This window comes from Arthrobacter sp. YAF16, assembly GCF_052113385.1.
Lineage (GTDB): Bacteria > Actinomycetota > Actinomycetes > Actinomycetales > Micrococcaceae > Arthrobacter.
In genome coordinates this window covers 241,023-264,296 of record NZ_JBFRDC010000002.1, presented here as the reverse complement: position 1 = coordinate 264,296, position 23,274 = coordinate 241,023, and the positions used below count along the sequence as shown (strand labels likewise).

The following is a 23,274-nucleotide window of genomic DNA, read 5'->3' as shown; positions in this document are numbered from 1 at the left end:
TAGATGATCCGGCTCCGTAAGCTGGCGCGCGCCGCATCTCTACTGACCACCCCACTAGCTCCAGAAGACATTCTGTCGCTGTTCAACCCCGTGTTTTCTGCCCGCCAGTTGCGCGGCGTGGTTACCCGGGTGGTTCCAGAAACGGCCGATTCCGCCACCATTTTCTTCCGTCCCGGCCGAGGCTGGCAAGCGCACCGCGCAGGCCAGTGGGCCCGCATCGGCGTCGAACTCAACGGCGTGCGCCACTGGCGGTCCTACTCGCTCAGCGCGCCCGCCGGCGAGGACCCCGCCATCACCGTCACGGACATGGGGGCCGTCTCCGGGACCCTGGTCCGCACCACCAAGCCGGGCGACGTCCTTTTCCTCGCGCCGCCGCAGGGCGACTTCGTCCTCCCCGAACACCCGCGCCCGCTGCTGATGCTCACCGCGGGTAGCGGCATCACCCCGGTGATGTCGATGGTCCGCACGCTTGTCCCGCACCGTCCCGATGCCGACGTGGTCCTCATCCACACGGCGCGGACGGCGGCCGACGCCATCTTCCGCGAGGAACTGGCCGAACTCGCAGACCAGTTCCCCAACTTCAAGGTCACCCACTGGTTCACCGGGGAACGCGGGCGGCTCGACTTCAGCACCGCGGCGGGACTCGACGCGCTGTGCCCGGACTGGCGGGACCGCGCCGCCTACGCCTGCGGCCCCGAGGGCTTCCTCGACGACGCCGAGGCGCTCTGGGAATCCGAGGCCGCGCCCGGCACCAAGGACACGGCCGCAACCCTGACGATCGAACGCTTCAGCACCAACCTGGCCGGCGGCGAGGGGCACGACGGCGGTCTGGTGACCTTCGAAGCCTCCGACCGTGAAGTCGAAGCCGACGGCGACACCCCCCTGCTCGACGTAGGTGAGGACGCCGGCGTGCTGATGCCGAGCGGCTGCCGCATGGGCATCTGCCACAGCTGCCTCATCCCGCTCCGGGCCGGCCAGATCCGTGACCTGCGCACGGGCGAAGTCCACGGCGAGCCCGGCCAACTAATCCAAACGTGTGTCTCGGCAGCCGCCGGACCCGTTAACCTCGACCTCTGAGGAGAAACCACCACATGACCACACTTGCTGATAAGCCGGATACTGCCGAAAGCGGCAACACTGGCGCCCAGTCCGGATCCGCAGTCGTTGCCGCCGCAAAGAAGCGGCCAGGGGCGCTCGCCGAGACGGGCAGCCCGCTGCTCCGGCCGCCCGCCGCAGCGCATCTGTCGGACGAGCAGGTGGCGGAGCTGGGCCGCGAACTTGACGCGATCAAGGACGACATCCTCGCCAAGCGCGGCTCCTCGGACGCCGCCTACATCCGCCGCATGATCAAGATCCAGCGCGGCCTGGAGATCTCCGGCCGCGCTGCGCTCCTGGTCAGCAAGAACAAGGCCGCCTGGGTCACCGGCACCACGCTGCTGAGCTTCGCCAAGATCCTGGAAAACATGGAGCTGGGACACAACATCCTGCACGGCCAGTGGGACTGGATGCGGGACCCGGACATCCACTCCACCACTTGGGAGTGGGACTTTGTCACCCCGGCGCGTTCCTGGCAGCACACCCACAACGACCTGCACCACCGGTGGACCAACGTCGTCGGCAAGGACAACGACATCGGGTACAACCTGCTGCGCATGGATCCGCAACAGGAATGGAAGCCCTTCAACCTGGGCAACCCTCTCTACAACGCGCTGCTGGCGCCGGTCTTCGAGTGGGGCATCGCGATCTATGACCTCGAACTCGTGGACTACAAAGAGGGCAGGAAGTCCAAAGAAGCCCTGAATAAGGACCTCAAGGCGCTCGGCCGCAAGGCCCTCAAGCAGTTCACCAAGGATTACGCCGCCACGCCCGCCGTCGCCATGCTCACCGGCTCCGGCAAGCAGGCCCTCTACGGCACGCTGACCGCCAACGCGGTCCGCAACGTCTGGGCCCACGCGGTGATCTTCTGCGGGCACTTCCCGGACGGGACGGATACGTTCACCGAGGAAATGGTCGACGGCGAGACCCGCGGCGACTGGTACGTGCGCCAGATGATCGGCTCGGCCAACATCTCCGGCTCCAAGTTCATGCACCTGATGACCGGCAACCTCTCGCACCAGATCGAGCACCACCTCTTCCCGGACCTGCCGTCCAACCGCTATGCCGAGGTGGCCCCGAAGGTCCAGGAGATCTGCCGCCGCTACGGCCTGCCGTACACCACGGGCCCGATCTGGAAGCAGGTCGGCTCCACCTGGGCCAAGATCTTCCGGCTGGCCCTGCCGCCGAAGAAGGCCTAGGCGCCCGGGTCCGCCGGGGGAGGCGGTAGACGCTAAGCGGTGCTGCTGAGAACCGACTCCTGGTGGACCCGGGGGAGCTCCTCGAAGGCGGGCTTCCCAAACCAATATCCCTGGAACAGGCGGATGCCGGTTGCCTTCAGGGCCAGGAACTCCGCTTCAGTCTCAATGCCTTCCGCGAGCACCGTGATGTCCAGCTCCCTGGCGATGCCGACGATGCCGGCGACGACGGTCTGGCGGGCCGGGCTGGAGTCGATCCCTCGGATGAGTTTCATGTCGACCTTGATCAGGTCGGGCTGGAAATCGACCAAGAGGCCAAGTCCCGCATGGCCGGCGCCAAAATCGTCGATGGCGGTGGTGAAACCGTGCTTGCGGTACTCGGTGATGATGTTCGTGAGGTGTGCCGTGTCCGAGACCTCCTCATTTTCGGTGAATTCGAACATGATCGACGACGTCGGAAAGCTGCATCGCGCGGCTGCCTGCAGCGTCGCACGAAGGCATGCAGCCGGTTCGTAGACCGCGTTGGGCATGAAGTTGATCGACAGCATCAGCTCCTCACCCGCAGGAAAGAGTCGGGATGCCAGCTCGATTGCCTTGACGCGGCAGGCCTGGTCAAAGCGGTACTTCTGCTCCGGTGAGACTTTTGACAGAACGTCATAGGCGCCCTCGCCCGACAAGCCTCTGACCAGGGCCTCGTAGCCCCAGACGCGGCCGGCGACGGCGTCGTAGATCGGCTGGAAAGCCATGCTGAAATCAAAGTCGAGTCTTGGAGAAGCCGTGCAGCCGTCACATGCCATGTGGGGGGTCCTTTCGATGATTACGTCCACTGTAGGGCAACAGCCGCAGCCGGGATCCCGCCGTGTCCGGGGTGAAAGGCGCGTGTCGCGGGCCTCCTCCGCCCCGCTGTAACGGACCCGTGTCCCTGGTGCGGCGGCCGGCTCAGGCCTTGACCGCCACCCCCAGGACGTGGGCCAGCGGCGGATTGCCGGGCAGCACCGCGAAGCCGAAGCGGTCCAGTGACTCGACTGCCAGGCCGGCCCGGACGATGGTGGACGGAGTGTCCCGATTGGGGTGGCAGCCGCCGGCCAGGCGGCTCCAGAGCGGTGTGAGCAGGTCCTCGGCCAACCCCAGAACGCGGTGCGTGGAGCGGACGTGCTCATAGAACAGCAGCTGGCCGCCCGGCTTGAGGACCCGGACGGCTTCGGCCAGGGCGGCGGACGGCTCGGCCACGCTGCACAGCACGAGGCTCGAGACGACGACGTCCACCGAGCCGTCCGGGGCCGGCAGCGACTCGGCGACCCCGTCCAGGACGGTGATCGGCACCGGCGCCGTCGCTGCGGCGGCCAGGGCCAGCGCCCGGAGCGTGGGGTCCGGTTCGAGCGCCAGCACCCCCGTCACCGCGGGCGGATAGAACGGGAAGGTCGCGCCGTAGCCTGCCCCGATCTCGACGACGGCGCCGTGGGCCGCTTCGACGAGGCGCCGCCGGTGGTCGGCCGCCCCGCGGGCGTCCATCCGGGGCCCGACGCGGGCATACGAGCGTCCGAACGACGGGGTGTGGGCATCCATGGGCGTCCTTTGGTTCAGCGGACCTGGGCCGGATTGAGCTTAAGGCGCCGCAGCAGCTGTGCATTCAGCGCCACCACGATCGTTGAGGCGGACATCAGCACCGCTCCGGCCGCGGGGGAGAGGACGACGCCGGCGAAGGCAAGGGCGCCGGCGGCCAGCGGGACGGAGACGATGTTGTAGCCGGTGGCCCAGATGAGGTTCTGCCACATCTTGCGGTAGCTGGCCCGGGAAAGGTCCAGCATGGACAGGACGGCCCGGGGATCGTTTCCGGCCAGGACGACGCCGGCGGACTCCATCGCGACGTCGGTACCGGCGCCGATCGCGATGCCGACTTCGGCCCGGGCCAGCGCGGGGGAGTCGTTGACGCCGTCGCCCACCATCGCCACCTTCAAGCCGCGGGACTGCAGTTCGGCAACTTTCTTGTCCTTATCGGCCGGCAGGACCTCGGCGAAGACCTCGTCGATGTTGAGTTCCTCGCCAACGGCGCGGGCGACCTGACGGGCGTCGCCGGTGATCATGGCGACCTTGATGCCACGGTCCTGCAGGGCCTTTACGGCCTGCCGGGACTCGGTCCGCACGGCGTCCTCGAGGCTCACGGCCCCCAGGATTTTATCCCCGTCAATGACGTGGAGCACGGCCGCGCCGCGGTCCATCCAGGCCCGGGTGGCAGTTGCGAGTGCCTGCGGTTCTTCCGCTTCGAGGTCGCGGAGCAGGGCCGGGCCGCCGACCTGGATGGTCCTGCCGCCGACCGTGGCGCGGACGCCGCGGCCGGTCATGGACGAAAATCCTGTAGCCGCCGGAATCTGCAGGCCCTGCTGCCGTGCCGCCCGGACGATTGCACGTGCCACCGGGTGCTCGCTGTCTGCCTCGACGGCCGCGGCCAGCGCCAGGAGGCTGTCCCGGTCCACGCCGTCGGCGGTGGCGACGTCCTTGAGGGCGGGTTCGCCCTTGGTGAGGGTCCCGGTCTTGTCGAAGAGGACGACGTCGACGGTCCGCATCCGTTCCAGTGCCATCCGGTTCTTGATCAGGACTCCGGCCCGGGCGGCCTGTTCGGTGGAAATCGCAATGACCAGCGGGATGGCCAGGCCCAGGGCATGCGGGCAGGCGATCACGAGCACGGTGACGGTGCGGGTGACGGCGTCGGGAATGCTGCCCAGCAGGGACCAGACGATGAACGTGATGACGCCGGCGCCGGCGGCGAAGTAGAACAGGAATGCTGCAGCCCGGTCGGCCAGGGCCTGGGCCTTGGACGAAGAGGCCTGCGCCTCGGCCACCAGCCGCTGGATCCCGGCCAGGGCGGTGTCATCCCCGACGGCGGTGACCTGCACGCGGACCGTGTTGTCCGTGGCCACGGTCCCGGCGACGACCTTGTCTCCGGGTGAGCGGAGCACTGTCTTGGATTCGCCGGTGATCATCGACTCGTCGAACTCGGCCTGGCCGTCGACGACCACGCCGTCGGCCGGCATCCTGGCTCCGGAGCGGACCAGGACGGTGTCCCCTGCCAGGAGTTCGCTGACCTTGACGGTCTCCGTGCCCGCTGCGGTGATCCGGTCCGCCTCGTCCGGCAGCAGTGCGGCGAGGGCATCGAGCGCGCCCCGCGCCGAGCCGAGGGCGCGCATCTCGATCCAGTGCCCCAGCAGCATGATCGCCACCAGCAGGGCCAACTCCCACCAGAAGTCGAGGTCAAACCCCCCGATGCCCAGGCTCGTGACCCACGAGGCGACGAAAGCGACGCTGATGGCCATGGCGATCAGCAGCATCATGGCCGGTTTGCGGCTCTTCAGTTCATCCAGGCCGCCCTTGAGGAAGGGCTGCCCGCCATAGAAGAAGATGACGGTCCCCAGTACCGGCGGGATCCAGGCCGAACCGGGGAAAACCGGAGGCACATAGCCGAGCAGGTGTCCGAACATGGGGCTGAACAGCACCACGGGGACCGCCAGCGCCAGCGTCAGCCAGAACCTGTTCTTGAACATCGCGACGCTGTGGCCGGCATGCTGGCCGTGGCTGTGCACAAGGTGCTCATCGTCCCGGCCGGGCTGTGGCTGGACGTGGCCGGAGTGGCCGGTGCCGGCCCGCAGTTGGTCTGTCTGTCCGCTGTGCTGGTGGTCCATGGTTCCTGCCTCCGGAGAAGTCGTGGCTGTCCTGTTACCGACTTCAAACATACCCCCGGGGGGTATGCTTGGCAAGAGCGTCGTTGCATCGGCCGGGCACTCCGAACCCGGGGTCAGCGCACCTCGATGACGCCCATCATGCCGAGGTCCTCATGGTCCAGGATGTGGCAGTGGTAGACGGAGCGGCCGGTAAAATCCCGGAATGCGATCCGGACCGTGCACTGGCCGTTGGCCGGCACGTTGACTACATCCCGGAGAACCGCCGTCTCCAGGGCGCGGCCATTCTCCGCTATGAGCTGCATCGGCCACACGTGCAGGTGGAAGGGGTGGTCCATGGGGCTGCGGTTGACCAGGACCCACTCCTCAACCGTCCCGGCGGCAACGGTGGTGTCCGTCCTTCGCTCGTCGAAGACCAGGCCGTTGATGGTGAAGCCCATCATTCCCGCGCCCATTCCCTGACCCGACCCCGGCCCCATGGGAGTGGCGAGCACCAGCTGCCGGCGCGCGGCGACGGCGGCGGAGCGCAACTCAGGCGGGGCGGCCCCGGCTGAAATGACGGGGGCTGGCGGGGCCGGGTCGCCGGCCACGTCCAGCGTTGCCAAGGTGGTGCCGGCCGGATCCGCCGGCCCGTCCTGCTCCGCCGGCAGGCCCGGACCCATGCGGCGCCGGCTCATGCCGGGCATGGTCCCGCGGTCATAAGGCATCGCGCGCAGTTCGGATTGCCCGAGGGCGGCCGTGACCAGCAGATCCGCCCGGTTCCCCGGCGCCAGCAGCACTTCCTGAACGTCCGACGGCGACCGGAACCGTCCGGAGTCCATGCCCAGGAGCTGCAGCTTTTGCCCGTCCAGCCGCAAACGCAGGTACCGGGCCACGCAGCAGTTCACAATGCGCCACCGTTCCCGTTGCCCCGGCCGCGCGCCCAAACGGGGATTGGCTTGGCCGTTCACCAGCAGGAGCGCACCCTCGCGCCCGGCCATCCGGTCCTGCTGCGAGGCCTCGGCCACGTTCCCGGCACCATCCAGGCTGGTGTCCGAGACGAGCAGTACGCGTTCGGCGCTCGCGGGCACCGGCACGGGATCTTCGACGATGATGGCGCCGAAGAGGCCCGCGAAGATCTGGTCGGAGACCCGGCCGTGGTGATGCGGGTGGTACCAGTACAAGCCCGGCGGGTGCCCGGCCGGGAGCCGGTATTCATAGTCGAAGCTGCTGCCAGGGTCAACGGCCACGAACACGTTGTCGCCGTTGCCCTGGGGCGAGACGTGGAGTCCGTGCAGGTGCAGGTTGCTGGGTTCGGCCAGCTTGTTGACCAGTTTGAGCCTGAGCACGTCCCCGGCGCGCAGCCGGAGGGTGGGTCCGGGGATGCTGCCGTTGTAGCCCAGCGCCCCCGCCTGCCGTCCGGCCAGCGGGAACTGGCCCGGGGCAGCCTGGAGGCTGGCTTCCAGGAGGCCGCCCGAACTGCTGAGCGCCGAAGGCTGCCCCAGGGGCTCCCCGGTCACCGGCGACGGCCGCGAGTTGAGGGTCCACCACAGGCCGGCGCCCCCGGCAACGGTGCCGGTAAGGCCGGCCCCGCCCAGCAACAAGGCGCTGCGGCGGCTGATAGCAGGCACTACGGCCCCTCGCCGAGTTCCTTAACGTGCTCGCGGTACTGCTCTGCCGTCAGTTCGCCTCTCGCGAAGCGCTCATCGAGGATGAGCCGGGCCTGGCTCCTGCCGCCCGGGGTTCCAGGGCTCCGGCCGGGCGTGCCCGGCTGGGGCGAGGGCCCGGGTTGGCCGTAGGGACTTGGTTGGCCGTAGGGACCGGGGTGTCCCGGCCCGGGTTGCGCTCCGTGGCCGGGCCCGCCGAAGATCCGGACCGCGAGCAGCACCAGCACCGCGACTCCGACGAGGAAGAGCACGCCCCACAGCCACATCCACCACAGGTTCTGCCCGTAACCCCACATCATGACTGTTCCCTTCGCCAACGGAAGTTACTGATCCCATGGTGCTCCCGCCGGGACAGTAGCGCTAGGGTCCTAAGTCGCCCTCCGACCAGGCGCCGTCAGCTGATGAGCAGGCTCAAGGCCTCGGCCAGGTGGCTGACTTCCCGGACCGAGAAGCCCGCCGGGACCGGGCCTGGCCCGTTGGGGCTGGCGGGTACCACGGCGTGCGTGAACCCCAGCCGGTGCGCTTCCTGGATGCGCTGGTTGATCCCAGGGACCGGACGGACCTCGCCGGCCAGGCCTACCTCGCCAAACGCGATCAGCCGCTGCGGAAGCGGCTTCTTGGCCTTCGCCGAGGCAACGGCCAGGGCCACGGCGAGATCCGTGGCGGGTTCGCTGAGCTTCACCCCGCCCACGGTCGCGACATAGGAGTCATCCTTGTGCAGCAGGCAGCCGGCGCGCTGCTGCAGCACGGCCAGGAGCATCGCCACCCGGGAGCTGTCCAGGCCGCTGGTGGCCCTGCGCGGCTGCGCGTTGGCGCTTTCGGCGAGCAGGGACTGGACCTCTGCCAGCAGCGGCCGACGGCCCTCCAGCGTCACCGTGATGCACGTGCCGGACACCGGGTCCTTGGTACGGGAGACAAACAAGCCGCTGGGATCGGCCAGGCCGACGATGCCGTCCTCGTTCAGGTCGAAGCAGCCGACGTCGTCGGTGGGGCCGTAGCGGTTTTTCACCGCGCGCAGCAGCCGCAGCCGGGAGTGCCGCTCGCCCTCAAACTGGCAGACCACGTCCACCAGGTGCTCGAGCAGCCGGGGCCCGGCGATGGAGCCGTCCTTGGTCACGTGCCCCACCAGCAGGGTGGTCATGTTGCGGCGCTTGGCGGCGGCGATCAGCGAGGCCGCGACTTCGCGGACTTGGGAGACGCCCCCGGCGCTGCCTTCGACGTCGGCGCTGCTCAGCGTCTGGACCGAGTCCACAACCAGCAGCCTCGGCTCCAGTTTTTCCACCTGCCCCAGCGCCTGGCCGAGGTCCGTTTCGGCGGAGAGGTAGAGCGATTCGGCGACGGCGTCGATCCGGTCCGCGCGCAGCTTCACCTGGGCGGCCGACTCCTCGCCGGTGACGTAGAGGACGTCCTGGGCGGTGCGGGCGAACTTGGCCGCGACGTCCAGCAGCAGCGTGGACTTGCCCACGCCGGGCTCGCCGGCCAGCAGGATTACGGCGCCGGGAACCAGTCCGCCGCCCAGCACGCGGTCCAGTTCGTCTACCCCGGTGGGGAGGAACGCTGCCGTCGTGGCATCCACGTCGGCGATGCGGCGGGCCGGCTCCAGGACGGTGGTCGCCGCCGTCGTCCGCGCCACGGCGGCGCCGGTCTCTTCAACGGTGCCCCAGGCCTGGCACTCGCCGCACCGGCCCACCCACTTGGCCGTGGTCCAGCCGCACTCCGCGCACTTGTAGCCCGGCGCCTTGGCGGCGCGGGAAGTCTTTGTTGCCATTGCTCCACCCTAACCGGGGGCACTGACATCCTGGCCGGCAGCCGGGGCTAGAGGGCGGGCAGGATGTCCCGGGCCTCGTTCGGATCCATGCCGGCGGCTTCGAGCAGGTCCACCATGAGCGGGCGGAAGAGCATAACCACGGTTTCCCCCTCAAGCCGCTGCACGTCCAGCAGGCGCGGGTGCAGCCGGCCCGCCGTTTCGCTCAGTTCCACCCGGGCCGTGCGCAGGTGGGCGCGGCGGACGCCGTCGTGCACCTCCGCCAGCCCCAGGCCGAGTTCGTCGATCGCCGCGGCAGTCTCCTGCAGGACCTCGGCAATGTTCTCGGTGGCCTCGTCCGAGAGCGCGGCGTGGTTGATCGCGCTGGTCAACCGGCGCGCAAACACGCGGCTGTTGCGCAGCGCGAGGTCGATGAAGTCCACCGACTGCGCCAGCCGGTCCAGCTCGTCCCGGTACCGGCGGTAGGCGGGGGCCAGGGTGGCCACCTCGCCGGAGGAGCGCAGCGTCTGGCGCATCGCATCGACCAGGGGCTGGCAGTTGCGCCCCCGGATCAGCGCATGCCAGGCCTGGGTGGAGTCACTGTGGGTCAGGGCCGAGGAGCACTCGCGCAGCACCTCCGCTAGTTCGTGGAGCAGTTTCTTCACGTCGTTGCGGGGTTCGCGCCGCGGATCCTTGGGGATCAGGAAAGTCACCAGGAGCGCGCAGACGCCGCCCACGACGGCGTCGATGCTCCGGGTGAACGGTCCTCCGGCGGGAGCCGGCAGCAGCACCACCAGCAGGGACTGCAGCCCCAGCTGGGTAGTGAAAATAGTTCCGCTGTCCAGGAAGCGCGCCAGTAGAATCGAGAAAAGGAGCACGACGGCGGCCTGCCAGATTCCCGCGCCCAGCCAGTGCAGCAACAGGTCGCCCACCACGATGCCGATGGTGCAGCCCAGGCCTACCTCCACGACGCGGCGAAGCCGCGGATCACGGGAGAAGCCCAGGGCGATCAGGGAGGAGGTGGCGGCGAACAACGGCCCGGTGTGGCCCAGGACGTACTCGGCGAAGGCGTAGGCCCCTACCGCGCAGGCCGTCATCTGGAGCGCAGGCACCAGCGAATTACGGCTCCGGACAAATCCGGTGCGGACCCGGCCGCGCAGGAATCGTGCGCTTGCGGTGAACCCAGTAGCGGAGGCCATGCCCACCAGTCTATTTGCTGTCCGCGGCGCCAAGGTTGCGGGACGCGGCCCCTACGGCTGTGACTCAGCTAACGCAAGACCGACCCGTCCGTCGTCGACCAATGGTCCGACGTCGTTAACCCTCCGTTCACTTTGGACCCCAATTCTCTTCACCTGGGGCACCTAACTTCGGTAAAGGTACAAAACGTATCCACCGTCTTTATTGCTCGGACGTCTCCGGTCCGACACGCATCTGAATAACCCTGGAAGGGGTACATCTAGTGAAGGCATCACGCTTCGGCCGCAACGCGGCCATTGCTGTTATCGCAGCCGGCGCACTCGCGCTCACCGCTTGCGGTTCGGACAACGCAACAAACACCACTGCGGGCACCCAGGCGGCCTCTGGCTCCAAGGTCACCGGCACGCTGACCGGCATCGGTTCCTCCGCGCAGGGTGCAGCCATGGACGTGTGGAAGACCAACTTCGCCTCCGCCAACCAGGGCGCGAACGTGCAGTACTCCCCGGACGGTTCCGGCGCAGGCCGCAAGGCCATCCTCGACGGCTCGGCCCAGTTCGCCGGCTCCGACGCCTACCTCAAGGACGAGGAAGTCGCCAAGGCCAAGGACCAGTGCGGCCCCGACGGCGCCATCGAGGTTCCCGTCTACATCTCGCCGATCGCCATCGCGTTCAACGTGCCGGGCGTGACGGACTTGAAGCTGGACGCAACCACTGCGGCCAAGATGTTCCGCGGCGAGATCGCCAAGTGGAACGACCCCGCCATCACCGCGCTGAACCCGGACGCCAAGCTGCCGGACCTCAAAGTCACCCCGGTCAACCGCTCTGACGACTCCGGCACCACCAAGAACTTCTCCGAGTACCTCTCCGCAGCGGCTCCCGCCGTCTGGAAGGACAAGGCTGACGGTGTCTGGCCGGCTTCGCTGAAGGGCGAGAACGCCAAGGGCACCTCCGGCGTCGTCAAGACCGTCACCGACACCGCCGGTGCGGTCACCTACGCCGATGACTCGGCCGTCAGCGGCAAGCTGGGCACCGCCCAGATCAAGGTTGGCTCCGAGTTCGTCAAGATCTCCCCGGAAGCGGCCTCCAAGGCCGTCGACCTGGGCAAGCCTGTCGAGGGCCGCGGCGCCAACGACCTTGCCATCAAGCTGGACCGCACCACCACCGAAGCCGGCGCCTACCCGCTGGTCCTGGTCTCTTACCACGTTCTCTGCAGCACCTATGCCAAGCAGGAAACCGTTGACCTGGTCAAGGCCTTCGAGAAGTACGTACTTTCCGCAGAGGGCCAGAAGGCCGCTGCCGAGTCCGCCAAGTCGGCTCCGCTGTCCTCCGCCCTGTCCGAAAAGGGTGTCAAGGCGATCGAATCCATCAAGGTCAAGTCGTAAGGTTTGAATTGAACGGTCGAGTTCCCCGCCCCGCCGTATGGCAGGGCGGGGAACTTAGCCGCGTCACCCGCAGTTCCGCTACGGGCCGTTCCACGACGTTCCGTACATCCGCAACACCGACACCGAAGGGCCAGGTATGACCTCCACCTCCCTGACCAAACCCCAGGGCGCAGGCCGTGCCGGGGACAAAGTCTTCTCAGGGGCCACCCTGGCAGCGGGCTGCCTGATCCTCGCCGTCCTGTTTGGGGTTGCGCTCTTCCTCGTCATCCAGGCGATTCCCGCGTTCACCGCCCCGGCCGCCGATATCCAGGGCGGCGAGGGCTTCTTCGCCTACATCTGGCCGATCGTCATAGGCACCCTCATCGCGGCCGTCATCGCGCTGGTCATCGCCACCCCCGTGGCCATCGGCGTCGCACTCTTCATCTCGCACTACGCCCCGCGCCGGCTGGCGTCCGGCCTTGGCTACGTAGTGGACCTGCTGGCCGCCATCCCCTCGGTGGTCTACGGTGCATGGGGCGCCGCCTTCCTGGCGAAGGAAATCGCGCCCGCCTACGACTGGCTCGCGAAAAACCTGGGCTGGCTGCCGATCTTCCAGGGCCCGGCGTCCGCCACCGGCAAGACCATCCTGACGGCAGGCATCGTGCTCGCGGTGATGGTCCTGCCGATCATCACCTCGCTCTCACGCGAAATCTTCCTGCAGACCCCCAAGCTGCACGAGGAGGCCGCACTGGCCCTTGGCGCCACCCGATGGGAAATGATCCGGATGGCCGTGCTGCCGTTCGGCCGCCCGGGCATCGTCAGTGCCGTGATGCTGGGCCTGGGCCGTGCCCTTGGCGAAACCATGGCCGTCGCGCTCGTGCTCTCCTCCGGCGCCCTCACGGCAAGCCTGATCCAGTCCGGCAACCAGACCATCGCCGCCGAGATCGCCCTGAACTTCCCCGAAGCCAGCGGCCTGAAGGTCAGCACGCTGATCGCCGCCGGCCTGGTGCTCTTCGTCATCACCCTCGGTGTGAACATGATTGCCCGGTGGATCATCACCCGGCACAAAGAATTCTCGGGAGCCAACTAAATGACCTCCACCCTGACCCCGGTGCGCAAACGCTCGGCCCTGACCAAGGGGCAGCTGCCCAAGGCCGCGCCGTACATCGTCCTGGCCCTCGCCCTCGTCATCGGTGCCGCCATCCTGGCCCTGGTCGGCTTCAACGCCTTCGGCTGGGGCATCGTCTCGGCGCTGCTCTTCACCGCCGGGCTCGTCGGCTGGAGCGCCGTAGTTGAGGGCTCGCGCAAGGCTAAGGACAAACTGGCCACCTGCCTCGTCGCCGGAGCCTTCCTTATTGCCCTGCTGCCGTTGATCTCGGTGATCTGGACCGTGTTGGTCAAGGGTCTGCCGGGACTGGTGGACCCCGGCTTCCTGACCACCTCGATGAACGGGGTCACCGGTGCCTACGACAACAAGGTGGTCGAACAGGGCGCCCCCGTGCTGGGCGGTATCTACCACGCCCTGGTCGGCACCGTGCAGATCACCCTGCTCGCCACCGTCATCTCGGTCCCGGTGGGCCTGCTGACCGCGATCTACCTCGTCGAATACGGCGAGGACCGGGCGCTGGCCCGTGCCATCACCTTCTTCGTCGACGTGATGACCGGCATCCCCTCAATCGTGGCCGGCCTGTTCGCCGCAGCGTTCTTCTTCGCAGTCGTCGGCCCGGGCACCAAGACCGGGGCCGTTGCCGCCGTCGCACTTTCGGTGCTGATGATCCCGGTGGTGGTCCGCTCCAGCGAGGAAATGCTCAAGATCGTGCCGAACGAACTCCGCGAAGCCGCCTACGCCCTCGGCGTCCGCAAGTGGCGGACCATCCTCAAGGTGGTCATCCCGACGGCGATTTCCGGCATCGCCTCCGGCGTCACCCTGGCCATTGCCCGCGTGATCGGCGAAACCGCCCCGATCCTGGTCACCGCCGGCTTCGCCACCTCCATCAACAACAACGTGTTTGGCGGCTGGATGGCCTCGCTACCCACCTTCATCTACACGCAGATCCTCAACCCGACCTCGCCGTCCAACCCGGGTCCGTCCGACCAGCGCGCCTGGGGCGCGGCCCTGGTCCTCATCATCCTCGTGATGCTGCTCAACCTGGCCGCCCGCCTGGTGGCCCGCATCTTCGCCCCGAAGGCCGGCCGCTAAGGCCACCGCAGGCACCCGGCCCCACCACCACAAGTGAAGGAACAGCATGTCTAAGCGCATCGACGTCAAAGACCTGAACGTCTACTACGGCAAATTCCTGGCCGTCGAGGACGTCAACATCAACATCGACGCCAAGTCCGTCACCGCCTTCATCGGCCCCTCCGGCTGCGGCAAGTCCACCTTCCTGCGCACCCTGAACCGGATGCACGAAGTCATCCCCGGCGCCCGGGTGGAAGGCGAAGTGCTGCTCGACGGCGACAACCTCTACGGTCCCGGCGTGGACCCCGTGACGGTGCGCTCGCAGATCGGCATGGTCTTCCAGCGGCCCAATCCGTTCCCCACCATGTCCATCCGGGACAACGTGCTGGCCGGCGTGAAGCTGAACAACCAGAAGATCTCCAAGGGCGAGGCGGACTCGCTCGTGGAGCGCTCTTTGCGCGGCGCCAACCTCTGGAACGAGGTCAAGGACCGCCTGGCCAAGCCCGGTTCGGGGCTCTCCGGCGGCCAGCAGCAGCGCCTCTGCATCGCCCGCGCCATCGCCGTGGAGCCCCAGGTGATCCTGATGGACGAGCCCTGCTCCGCGCTGGACCCGATCTCCACGCTCGCCATTGAGGACCTCATCAACGAGCTCAAGGACGAATACACGGTGGTGATCGTGACCCACAATATGCAGCAGGCTGCCCGCGTCTCGGACAAGACGGCGTTCTTCAACATCGCCGGCACCGGCAAGCCCGGCAAGCTGATCGAGTACGGGGACACCCACACCATCTTCAGCAACCCCTCCGTGAAGGCCACCGAGGATTACGTCTCCGGCCGCTTCGGATAAGAGCAGCCGACGGGTCCCTAGAGCCCCGCGAGGGGCGACAGGGCGAGTTCCAGCACAAAGGCCGCCGCGGCGGTGACCAGCGGCGTCAGTGCCCAGAAGGCGAGGATCCGCAGCACCAGCCGGCGGTTGGTCGCCGTGTATCTCTGGTTGGTGCCCGCCCCCAGCACCGCGGAGGTCACGGTGTGGGTGGTGGAAATCGGCCAGTGCAGGCCGATCGCGCCCACCAGCAGGATGGCGCTGCTGTAGAGCTGAGCGACGAAGCCGCGCAGGGGGTCGACCCGGATCATCCGGTAGCCGATCGTGTAGGAGATCCGCCACCCGCCTGCGAGTGTGCCTGCCGTCAGCATGGCCGCGGTCAGGAGCGCCACCCAGACGGGGGTGGTGCCGCCGTCGGGGAGCCCCGCGGCCAGCATCGCCAGGATCAGCACGGCGCTGGTGCGCTGGCCGTCCTGCAGGCCGTGGCCGAAAGCGACGGCGCCGGCGGCGATGGCCTGGGCGCGCCTGGACCTGGTATTCACGACGCTCGGCGGTGTGTAGCGGGCTGCCCACGTGGCGGGCCAGACCAGCAGGTAGGCGCCCGCGAAAGCGATGACCGGGGAGAGCAGCAGGGGCAGCACTACCTGGAAAAGCAAGGACTGGTCCACGCCCAGGACCGAGTGTCCGCCTACCGCGACGCTGGCGACGCCGGCCCCGGCCAGGCCCCCCACGAGCGCGTGTGTCGAGGAGGCCGGGATGCCGCGCCACCACGTGAAGAGGCCCCAGAGCACGGCGCTCAGCAGGCCGGCGATGAGGATGGTCAGGCCGTTGCCGCCGGGCGGAAGAACCACCCAGGTCCGGCTGACCTCCAGCGCCAGGGCTGCGCTCAGCCCGGCGCCGATGAAGTTGAACAGCCCGGCCAGGAGCACCGCGACGGTGGGGGTCAGGGCACGCGTCCGGACCGCGAGGGCAACCGAGGAGGACGCGTCGCGGAAGCCGTTGAGAAAGGCGAACGCCCCGGCGAAGAGCACCACCAGGGCAAAGAAAACGACGGACACCTCAGGATTCCTTGACGATGATGCTGCCCACCTGGGTGGCGATCCGCCGCATGTCCTTGGTGACTTCCACGAGCTGGTCCGCGATGTCGCGGTTGCGCGCGTACTGCGCCGACTTCATGTCCTTGATCATGTCCGCCACCCAGACCCGGTGGGTGCGCTCAGCCCGCTTGGTGAGACGGAGGACCTCGATCCAGTAGTCCTCCAGGTCATCGAGGTTGTTCAGCTGGCGCATGGCGTCAACGGTGAGTTCGGCCTGCCGGCTGATGATTTCCAGCTGGTCGGCCGCGCGTTTGGGCAGCCGCTCCAGCTTGTACAGGAAGACGAGGTCCGCGGCGGCGTCGAGCTTCTCCATTGCCTCGTTGAGGTAACGGGAGAGCGCATACATGTCCTCGCGGGGGAGCGGATTGAAGAAGCTGGTCCGCATGTGGGTCAGGAGGGCAAAATGCAGTTCTGCCGACTTCGCCTCGTGGTCGTGCATGTCCTCCACCAGCCGCGCATGTTCGCTGGCGGGCGCGCCAAGGATCTCCGAGAGGGTTCCCGTGGCCACGGCTATCTGGTGGGCCATCTGGGACAGCAGGTTCAGCCCTGCGGGCTCCTGGGGGAAAAGGCGCAGCTTCACGTGGGGTTACCGGTCTCCGGACGAGGCTTACACGGGCGTTGTCTGCCGGTCCTGGAACGTGACGATGGCCCGCGCATGGGGTTTACTTTACCGCCCGGACTTCGGCCGGCGGGAACGGCCGGCCGGGGCAGGCGCCGGGCCGGCCGGAACGGGCCACTGGCAGCGGGCATGAAAATGGTGCCGAACCGGATACGCCTCTCGGCGGTAGGCCGCTCTAGGCGGCTAATTGTTGAAGCCCGGGGGTTTCGCGGCTCGGCACCGCCTTTAGTTTTCTACTTCGGGGGGACCAAGTCAACATTGACAGCAGGGCCCCGGCGTGCGTATTGACAGTGCCCGCACGGTGGGTTAAACGGCCGAATTCCGGCGCCCACCAGCCGCCGGAGCGCTCAGTCCAGCTCGCCCAGCCGCCAGGCGTTGGCGGCATGTTCGAGGTCCTCGGCGGTCTTGACCAGGAGGTGTGAATTCCGCGTCAGCTTGCTCGCGTGGTTGGCGTTGCTGTGCTCCGCGCCGTCGGCAAGTGTGGCCTGGCCCAGCGCCACCACCCGGCAGAATGCCGCCGAGCGCTCCAGTGCGACGTCGAACTCCCCGTCGAAGGCGCCGGAGAGGATGGCGTCCGCCATTGACTTCATTTCCTCGGCGCCCGGAGGCTCGGCTGCGCCGGCCACCACGTGGGACACCTGGGCGGTGTCCTTGCCCGCTCTGAAGTAGACCGAAATCCGTTCCGGATCCCGGATCGTGGCGGCCCGCAGCGCGTAAAGCCGCCAGAGCGCGCCAGGGAGGGACCGCGCCGGGCTCTCCGCCCACATTTCGGCTATGGCATCGAGGCCCTGTTCATCAGCGAGTTTGACCAGCCGCCGCGTGACCTTGGGGTCGTCGCTGTCCCGTCCGCGGCGGACGAGCGCCTGGGCTGCGAGGTGGGCCGCCTCGGAAACCCGCGCCGGGTCCGCACCCCCGGCGAAAGGCTCAAAGTCGATCGGCGCAAAGGGCTTCGGCTTGTGGTGACGGTGCGGTCCGGGGCTGCTGGCTCCTGCTTGCTCGCTCATGCCACCACGCTACTCCTGTGCATTCCGGGAATCGAGCATGCCCCCGTGTGCGGGGACAACGCCCGGGAAGCGGACGACGGCGGCGCGTCGGGCCCGGTGACAAAGCTCGCCTGCGTCTGGGGTACAGTATTAACGTCCAGAAATGGACTGGGCCGACGCGCCTTTCAACAGCGGATTTTTCCGCCGGTTGGGGCTGTCGGCTGGGGCCTTTAGCTCAGTTGGTAGAGCATCGGACTTTTAATCCGTGGGTCGTGGGTTCGATCCCCACAGGGCCCACTCTTTTAGCGAAGAGTGGAAAAACCCCCGGCATCCTGGCGACAGGACGCCGGGGGTTTTTTGCGTCCGGGGACTGACGCGCCCGCCCGGGCCGTCCCCGTGCAGTAAGCAAGCCTGCCTAGTAGTTAGATCGGCTAGGATTATCGGATGAACTCGGACAGCGCAGCAGGCTCAGGGTACTGGTATGGGCCGGATGAGCGGCTTGACCCGCCCACCGCGGTGTTGCAGGCCCTCCGCGGCTACCGCGCCGCCGAGGTTGCCACCAGGCGCTCGACGCGGGACTCGATGGGCATGGGGGAAACCGACCTGCTGGCCCTTCGCTATCTGCTGCGCGCCCAGGCCGCCGGGGAGCGGGTGGGCCCCAAGGACTTGAGCCGGACGCTGGGCATCACGACGGCGTCCACCACCTCGCTGATCGACCGGCTCGTCGGCAGCGGCCACGTGCGACGCGAGCCCCATCCCACGGACCGCCGCTCCCTGGTGATCGTGCCGACCGCCGCGACGGATTCGGAAGTCCGCGAGACGCTGGGGGAGATGCACCGCAGGATGCTGGCGGTGGCCGAAGAGCTCAGCGCGGAGGAGAGCCGCATCATCGTGTCCTTCCTGCGCCGGATGGCCGATGCCCTCACCGAACAGGTCGAGCGCCACTAAGCCGACAGGAACATCCGCGAAGATTATCTAGACAGCAACTAGCTAGTTGGACTAGTGATATGTATGCTTACTACTTGTGTTAGATAATCGTTTTCGTGGAGGAGTCGTGGCTGAGTTGTTGACGATCACCGGGATCCCGGGAGCCGGTGCGGCCCCTCTGGGTGCGCCGGACTCCCCGGCAGAGCCGGGCGCCGCGGCCCCCGTCCTGCCTTTGACCACCGCGAGCAAGGCACCGAGCCATTGCGGAGCTCCGATGGAGTGGACTGCCCCGGCGCTGGACGCCATGTCCGCTTACTCGTTCGACGCCGGGATCGGCTCCGCGGAGCTGCCGCCGGTGTGGCGTTGCTCCTGCGGTTTCCAGCTTGATGGCATTGTCCACACTTCCAACGCGCTGGCCGCGCTTTCGTGACCGCCCTTCCAGTGCTCGCGGTGGCACACAGCCGCCCCGCGTCCGGAGCGGCAGCAGCGTCCGGCGCCGGCCTCAATGCCAGGGTCCTGCCGCTGCCGGACGCTCCCGGCGGACGCTTCCTGGTCCACGAGCTCCTGGGACGCGGGGCGACTGCCACGGTGTTCCGCGGAACAGACCTGCTCAACGACCGTCCGGTCGCCATCAAGGCGGCCGAGGGTCCCGCCGAGAAGCACGCCAACCGGATCCACGCAGAAGCGCGCGTACTCGCCTCCCTGGATCACCCCGCCGTGGTCCGCTTCATTGCCGCCGGCACGGTCCCGCCCGGTGACCAGTGGGCGGGCCGGCCCTTCCTGGTCGAAGAATTCGCCTACGGGGGCAGCCTGGCCGAGCGGATCCGCGGCGGCGCCACCGGGCCGGAGGAAGTGGCCGGCTGGGCCGCCGCCGCATTGTCCGGGCTGGGGCACGTCCACGCGCGCGGCCTGGTCCACCGGGACATCAAGCCCGCAAACATCCTGCTCAGTGCGCTCCGGAGGTGCTCGGTACGAATCGCCGACTTCGGGATCGCCACGCCGGCCGGGACAGCCCCTGAACCGGGGGATTCGTCGGGCACCGTGCATTACATGAGCCCGGAGCAGGCGGCCGGTCAGCCCGTCAACGCTGCCACGGATGTCTATGCGCTGGGACTGGTGCTGCTGGAGTGCCTCACCGGCGTGAAGGCCTATCCCGGGACGCCGGTCGAGTCGCTCGTGGCCCGCACCCTGCGGGGACCGGAAATTCCGGCCCAGCTCGGTGCCGGCTGGGTGTCGCTGCTGACGGCTATGACGGCGATGGACCCAGCGGCGCGGCCCTCGGCGGCGGCGGCCCACAAGCTGGCAACGCGGCTGGCCCGTGCACTCCCGCCGCTCCGTCTGGTCGGCTGAGGCGCGGACCGAGTGGCCGGCTGACCGACTCGAAGTTCGACTCCCGGTACGTCAGAAGGCCGGCCTGCACGCTCAGTGCAGGCCGGCCTTCGGCGTTCTTCCTGTGTCCGTCGGACCCCGGTGCTAGCCGGCGGTGATCAGGTGGGTGAAGTGGTCATACCGGAAGGTGACCGGGCCGCCGTCGTGCACCAGGCTGAGGTTTCCACCGCCCGGGACTCCGCCTGCGCCGTAGTTCTCGGCCCAGGAACGGTTGAGCGCGGCCTTGAAAGAGTAGGTGCCGGCCGGCAGCTCCGGGAACGTCAGCTTCCAGACGAGGTCCGCCGGATCCAGCGAGAGCTGGGCCTGCGGGCAGTCCGGCATCCAGTCGCCCGGGCAGCCCAGCTCCGAATCGAGGTCCCCGGCAGCCGCCACCGCGGCCGGCTGCTGCGAGGCGTAGACCGGGCTCATCACATGGGTGCTGTTGTCGTAGCGGAAGGTCACCGCGCCACCCGGGTGGTTCAGCACGATGTTGCTGCCGTTGGCGCCGCCCCCCGCGCCGTAGTTCTCGTCCCAGGAGCCGTTAATGGCGGCCTTGAATTCGTAGCTGCCGGCGGGCAGGTCGGGAACGGTCAGGCGCCAGACCTTGTCCGCCGGATCCAGCTTGAGGAAGGCTGCCGGGCAGGCCGGCTGCCAGTCCCCGGGGCAGCCCATTTCCGAGTTAAGGCTGCCCGCAATGGTGACCGAATTGGGCTGGGGGAGGTCCCCCGCGACCACCGTGCGGACGTCACTGACCACGTCGCCGGCCCCCGGCACCGTCAAGAGCGCGCGATAACGCAGCTGGGTCCCGTCCGGCAGTGACAGGGCCGCCAGGTCATCCACGGCGGTGTAGTCGGGGGAGGAGCTGTCCTCGCCAAACTTCGTCCAGGTCCCGCCGCCGATGCTGCGTTCGAACCGGACCACGTAGTCAGCCTTTTCCGGGCTGGCGACGGCACTGACCTCGACCTTGCCGCGGACGCTGCTGCCTTCCTTGGGGTTCACGATGCTGAGCACCGGGGACGGGACTGTGACGCTGCGGGGCTGGCTCACCGAGGTGTGCGCTCCGTTGTCCAGCACCACGGCGCGGTACTCCACGGCGGTGCCGGCTTTCAGGGCGGAGACGTCATGGAAGACCTGGTAGGGCGCCGTGTCGTCAGTACCGATTGGGGCCCATGCGCCGCCCGCCGTGCGGGCCTGGAAGGTGACCTCGTAGAAAGAGGTGCCGTCGACGTCGGCCGCGACGCGTACGCGGCTGTTGTCCGCGGCAGAGGCTGCCGGCGCCTGCAGGCTTACGGCCGGTGCTGCCTTGGAGTGCGGGATGCGGCCGGCGGATTCGTAGACGACGGCGGAGAGCGGCGGAACCGTGACCGTCAGCTTCCCGTCCGCCGAGGTCTTGGCCTCGGCGCTTGCCTCCCCGTAGATCCGGTTGAAGGTGCGCTTGCCCACGTAGGTGGGGACCGCTGCGGTCTGGGCCTGCTTGCTGTTGTTGATGGAGACAACGTACTCGCGCTGGTCCTTGGCGTCGGTCCGGGAGAAGGCGTAGATGCCCGGCCCGTCGGACGCGTACCGGTTCTGGTGCGCGCCGTTGCGCAGCGCCGGGTGTTCGGTGGTCAGGGCCGCGAGTTCGCTGATGTCGCGGTACAGCGGGTGGGCGGTGTTGAAGTTGTCGCCCGCATGCGTGGCGTAGGTGCCGAGCAGGTCATCGTCGAGGTAGTCCGGGACCTTGCTGGCAAACATCGTCTGGCGTGCATCCTGGTCCCCGCCGGGGCCGGTGAAGCCCTGTTCATCACCGTAGTAGACCACCGGGTTGCCGCGGGAGAAGTACATCAGCTCGTGGGCGAGCCGGTCCCGCGCGACGCGTTCGGCGTCGTCCGCGCCTGGGTTGTCCGCGGTGATGAAGCTGCCGATCCTGCCCATGTCGTGGTTGCCCAGGAACGTGGGGAGCTCGTAGACGTTGGAGTCGGCGTCGGTGTACCAGTCATCACCGGCGAAGAAGGTCTCCAGCTCCTTGGCGCCCTGGCCGCGCGAGGCGAAGTTCCGGGCCGCCTCCTGGAACGGAAAGTCGAGCACGGCCTGCATCTTGTTACGAGTGGTGAACTGGGAGGTGAAGCTCTTGGAGGTGTCGAAGACCTCGCCGAACATGAAGAATTCGTCCTTGCCGTGCGCCTTGGCGTAGGCGAGGACGCGGGGGCCGAACTGCTGCCAGAACTCGTCGTTGACATGCTTCATGGTGTCGATCCGGAAGCCGTCCACGCCGAAGTCGCCGATCCACTTCTCGTAGATGTTGACCATGCCGTTGACCACCTTCGGGTGCTCGGTGAACAGGTCGTCGAGGCCAAAGAAGTCGCCGTAGGAGGAGTTTTCGCCCTCGAAGGTGGTGTCGCCGCGGTTGTGGTAGAGCGTGGTGTCGTTGAGCCAGGCCGGGACCTTGAGGTTCTCTTCGCCGGGCGCGAGTTTCGGCGTGTACGGGAACGAGGTGGCCGCATCCAGCTTCGGGAAGGTGCCCGTGCCGGCGTAGTCACGGTCGTCGAACGGTTCGCCCGCGGCGGTCAGGTAGGGGGCGGCGTCCTTGGACTTGTACGCCGTGCGGTCGCCCTGCTCGTAGCCGATCACGTCGGCGGTGTGGTTGGTGATGATGTCGAAGTAGACCTTCATGCCGCGGGCGTGCGCCTCGTCGATGAGGGTCTTCAGCTCGGCGTTGGTGCCCAGGTGCGGGTCGATCTGGGTGAAGTCGGTGACCCAGTAGCCGTGGTAGCCGGCCGACTGGTCCTCCGGCTGGACGGCCTTGTTCTTGAAGCTCGGAGTCAGCCAGATCGAGGTGGTGCCGAGGCCCTGGATGTAGTCGATCTTGTCCCGCAGGCCCTTGAGGTCGCCGCCGTTGTAGAAGCCCTTCTTGGTCGGGTCGAAGCCGGAGACCATTGGGTTGGGACCCAGGCCGCCGTCGTCGTTGGCGGCGCTGCCGTTGTTGAAGCGGTCCGCCATCACAAAGTAGAACCGCTCGTCGGTGACCGGCCCGCGGAGCGAATGCGCAGCCGACGGGGCGCCCGGGCCCCGGGGGTCGGGGGCGGCCTGGGTGGGGACGACGGCGACGGCGGCGGCGGCCAGCGCCGCCACGAGGGCGACGCCGGCGCGGGCGGTGTGGTGGCGCCCTGCGCCGCGCCTCAAACGGGGCGGCCTGGGCAGGCTGGAGCTGCGGGTGAACACGATGGAGACCTTCCGGGTGAGCGACGTTGCCTCGACGAAGGGACGGATGCGGGAAACCGGCTACTGAGAGCCAAGTCACAATTGTAAGCGCTTGCACATGGATTTTCCAGCAAATATTCAGCCAGGGGTCCCCTGGCCGGTGCGATTCGGTTCGCGGGATATTCC

20 protein-coding genes and 1 tRNA gene are annotated in these 23,274 nt (G+C 68.1%); 10 read left to right on the top strand and 11 right to left on the bottom strand.

What is annotated here, in order from left to right:
- The first annotated feature begins 3 nt into the window (after positions 1-3).
- Together AB4Y91_RS08880 and AB4Y91_RS08875 are read left to right on the top strand one after the other, a co-directional pair.
- Positions 4-1,077 (top strand): ferredoxin reductase, encoded by a 1,074-nt coding sequence (locus AB4Y91_RS08880; RefSeq protein ID WP_441418116.1) that lies wholly within the window; start codon positions 4-6, stop codon positions 1,075-1,077.
- A gap of 14 nt (positions 1,078-1,091) precedes the next feature.
- The gene (locus AB4Y91_RS08875) at positions 1,092-2,294 is read left to right on the top strand and encodes a fatty acid desaturase family protein (protein ID WP_441418115.1); all 1,203 of its coding nucleotides are present in this window, start codon (positions 1,092-1,094) and stop codon (positions 2,292-2,294) included.
- A 32-nt stretch (positions 2,295-2,326) separates the two neighbouring features.
- On the opposite strand, the gene AB4Y91_RS08870 is transcribed toward AB4Y91_RS08875, so the two are convergent.
- From AB4Y91_RS08870 to AB4Y91_RS08840, 7 genes are all read right to left on the bottom strand, one after another.
- Complete coding sequence (locus tag AB4Y91_RS08870) at positions 2,327-3,037, bottom strand: EAL domain-containing protein (protein ID WP_441418114.1); 711 nt, start codon at positions 3,035-3,037, stop codon at positions 2,327-2,329.
- A 193-nt stretch (positions 3,038-3,230) separates the two neighbouring features.
- Positions 3,231-3,857, bottom strand: a complete 627-nt coding sequence (locus tag AB4Y91_RS08865; RefSeq protein WP_441418113.1) for a class I SAM-dependent methyltransferase — start codon at positions 3,855-3,857, stop codon at positions 3,231-3,233.
- A 14-nt stretch (positions 3,858-3,871) separates the two neighbouring features.
- On the bottom strand, positions 3,872-5,968 hold the full coding sequence (locus tag AB4Y91_RS08860) for a copper-translocating P-type ATPase (protein WP_441418112.1): 2,097 nt from the start codon (positions 5,966-5,968) through the stop codon (positions 3,872-3,874).
- A gap of 113 nt (positions 5,969-6,081) precedes the next feature.
- Complete coding sequence (locus AB4Y91_RS08855; RefSeq protein WP_441418111.1) at positions 6,082-7,575, bottom strand: multicopper oxidase family protein; 1,494 nt, start codon at positions 7,573-7,575, stop codon at positions 6,082-6,084.
- Positions 7,575-7,910: an SHOCT domain-containing protein gene (locus tag AB4Y91_RS08850; RefSeq protein ID WP_441418110.1), complete on the bottom strand. Its 336-nt coding sequence runs from the start codon at positions 7,908-7,910 to the stop codon at positions 7,575-7,577. The genes AB4Y91_RS08855 and AB4Y91_RS08850 overlap by 1 nt, the downstream gene beginning before the upstream one ends.
- A 95-nt stretch (positions 7,911-8,005) precedes the next feature.
- Positions 8,006-9,379 carry a DNA repair protein RadA gene (gene radA, locus AB4Y91_RS08845; RefSeq protein ID WP_441418109.1) on the bottom strand — a complete coding sequence of 458 codons (1,374 nt, stop codon included), beginning with the start codon at positions 9,377-9,379 and terminating at the stop codon, positions 8,006-8,008.
- Between the two features lie 47 nt (positions 9,380-9,426).
- Positions 9,427-10,554, bottom strand: a complete 1,128-nt coding sequence (locus AB4Y91_RS08840) for an FUSC family protein (RefSeq protein WP_441418108.1) — start codon at positions 10,552-10,554, stop codon at positions 9,427-9,429.
- A 260-nt stretch (positions 10,555-10,814) separates the two neighbouring features.
- On the opposite strand from AB4Y91_RS08840, the gene pstS reads away from it, so the two are divergent.
- The 4 genes from pstS to pstB all read left to right on the top strand — a co-directional run bounded on the left by pstS (position 10,815) and on the right by pstB (position 14,938).
- Positions 10,815-11,933: a phosphate ABC transporter substrate-binding protein PstS gene (gene pstS / locus AB4Y91_RS08835; protein ID WP_441418107.1), complete on the top strand. Its 1,119-nt coding sequence runs from the start codon at positions 10,815-10,817 to the stop codon at positions 11,931-11,933.
- 136 nt (positions 11,934-12,069) lie between these two features.
- Positions 12,070-13,002 carry a phosphate ABC transporter permease subunit PstC gene (pstC, locus tag AB4Y91_RS08830; protein ID WP_441418106.1) on the top strand — a complete coding sequence of 311 codons (933 nt, stop codon included), beginning with the start codon at positions 12,070-12,072 and terminating at the stop codon, positions 13,000-13,002.
- Entirely contained in the window at positions 13,003-14,112 is a 1,110-nt protein-coding gene (gene pstA, locus AB4Y91_RS08825) for a phosphate ABC transporter permease PstA (RefSeq protein ID WP_441418105.1), read from the top strand.
- A gap of 46 nt (positions 14,113-14,158) precedes the next feature.
- Positions 14,159-14,938 carry a phosphate ABC transporter ATP-binding protein PstB gene (pstB, locus tag AB4Y91_RS08820; protein ID WP_441418104.1) on the top strand — a complete coding sequence of 260 codons (780 nt, stop codon included), beginning with the start codon at positions 14,159-14,161 and terminating at the stop codon, positions 14,936-14,938.
- Positions 14,939-14,955: 17 nt separating this feature from the next.
- On the opposite strand, the gene AB4Y91_RS08815 is transcribed toward pstB, so the two are convergent.
- The 3 genes from AB4Y91_RS08815 to AB4Y91_RS08805 all read right to left on the bottom strand — a co-directional run bounded on the left by AB4Y91_RS08815 (position 14,956) and on the right by AB4Y91_RS08805 (position 17,634).
- Positions 14,956-15,972, bottom strand: a complete 1,017-nt coding sequence (locus AB4Y91_RS08815; protein WP_441418103.1) for an anion permease — start codon at positions 15,970-15,972, stop codon at positions 14,956-14,958.
- A gap of 1 nt (position 15,973) precedes the next feature.
- On the bottom strand, positions 15,974-16,591 hold the full coding sequence (locus tag AB4Y91_RS08810) for a DUF47 domain-containing protein (RefSeq protein ID WP_441418102.1): 618 nt from the start codon (positions 16,589-16,591) through the stop codon (positions 15,974-15,976).
- A gap of 386 nt (positions 16,592-16,977) precedes the next feature.
- Positions 16,978-17,634, bottom strand: a complete 657-nt coding sequence (locus AB4Y91_RS08805; protein WP_441418101.1) for a hypothetical protein — start codon at positions 17,632-17,634, stop codon at positions 16,978-16,980.
- A gap of 203 nt (positions 17,635-17,837) precedes the next feature.
- On the opposite strand from AB4Y91_RS08805, the gene AB4Y91_RS08800 reads away from it, so the two are divergent.
- From AB4Y91_RS08800 to AB4Y91_RS08785, 4 genes are all read left to right on the top strand, one after another.
- Positions 17,838-17,910, top strand: a tRNA-Lys gene (locus tag AB4Y91_RS08800).
- A gap of 147 nt (positions 17,911-18,057) precedes the next feature.
- Positions 18,058-18,561 carry a MarR family winged helix-turn-helix transcriptional regulator gene (locus tag AB4Y91_RS08795; RefSeq protein ID WP_441418100.1) on the top strand — a complete coding sequence of 168 codons (504 nt, stop codon included), beginning with the start codon at positions 18,058-18,060 and terminating at the stop codon, positions 18,559-18,561.
- A gap of 106 nt (positions 18,562-18,667) precedes the next feature.
- Entirely contained in the window at positions 18,668-18,970 is a 303-nt protein-coding gene (locus AB4Y91_RS08790; protein WP_441418099.1) for a hypothetical protein, read from the top strand.
- Complete coding sequence (locus AB4Y91_RS08785) at positions 18,967-19,890, top strand: serine/threonine-protein kinase (protein WP_441418098.1); 924 nt, start codon at positions 18,967-18,969, stop codon at positions 19,888-19,890. The genes AB4Y91_RS08790 and AB4Y91_RS08785 overlap by 4 nt, the downstream gene beginning before the upstream one ends.
- 123 nt (positions 19,891-20,013) lie before the next feature.
- Here the strand turns inward: AB4Y91_RS08785 and AB4Y91_RS08780 are convergent, their stop codons facing one another.
- Complete coding sequence (locus tag AB4Y91_RS08780) at positions 20,014-23,109, bottom strand: alpha-amylase family glycosyl hydrolase (RefSeq protein WP_441418097.1); 3,096 nt, start codon at positions 23,107-23,109, stop codon at positions 20,014-20,016.
- Between the last annotated feature and the right edge of the window lie 165 nt (positions 23,110-23,274).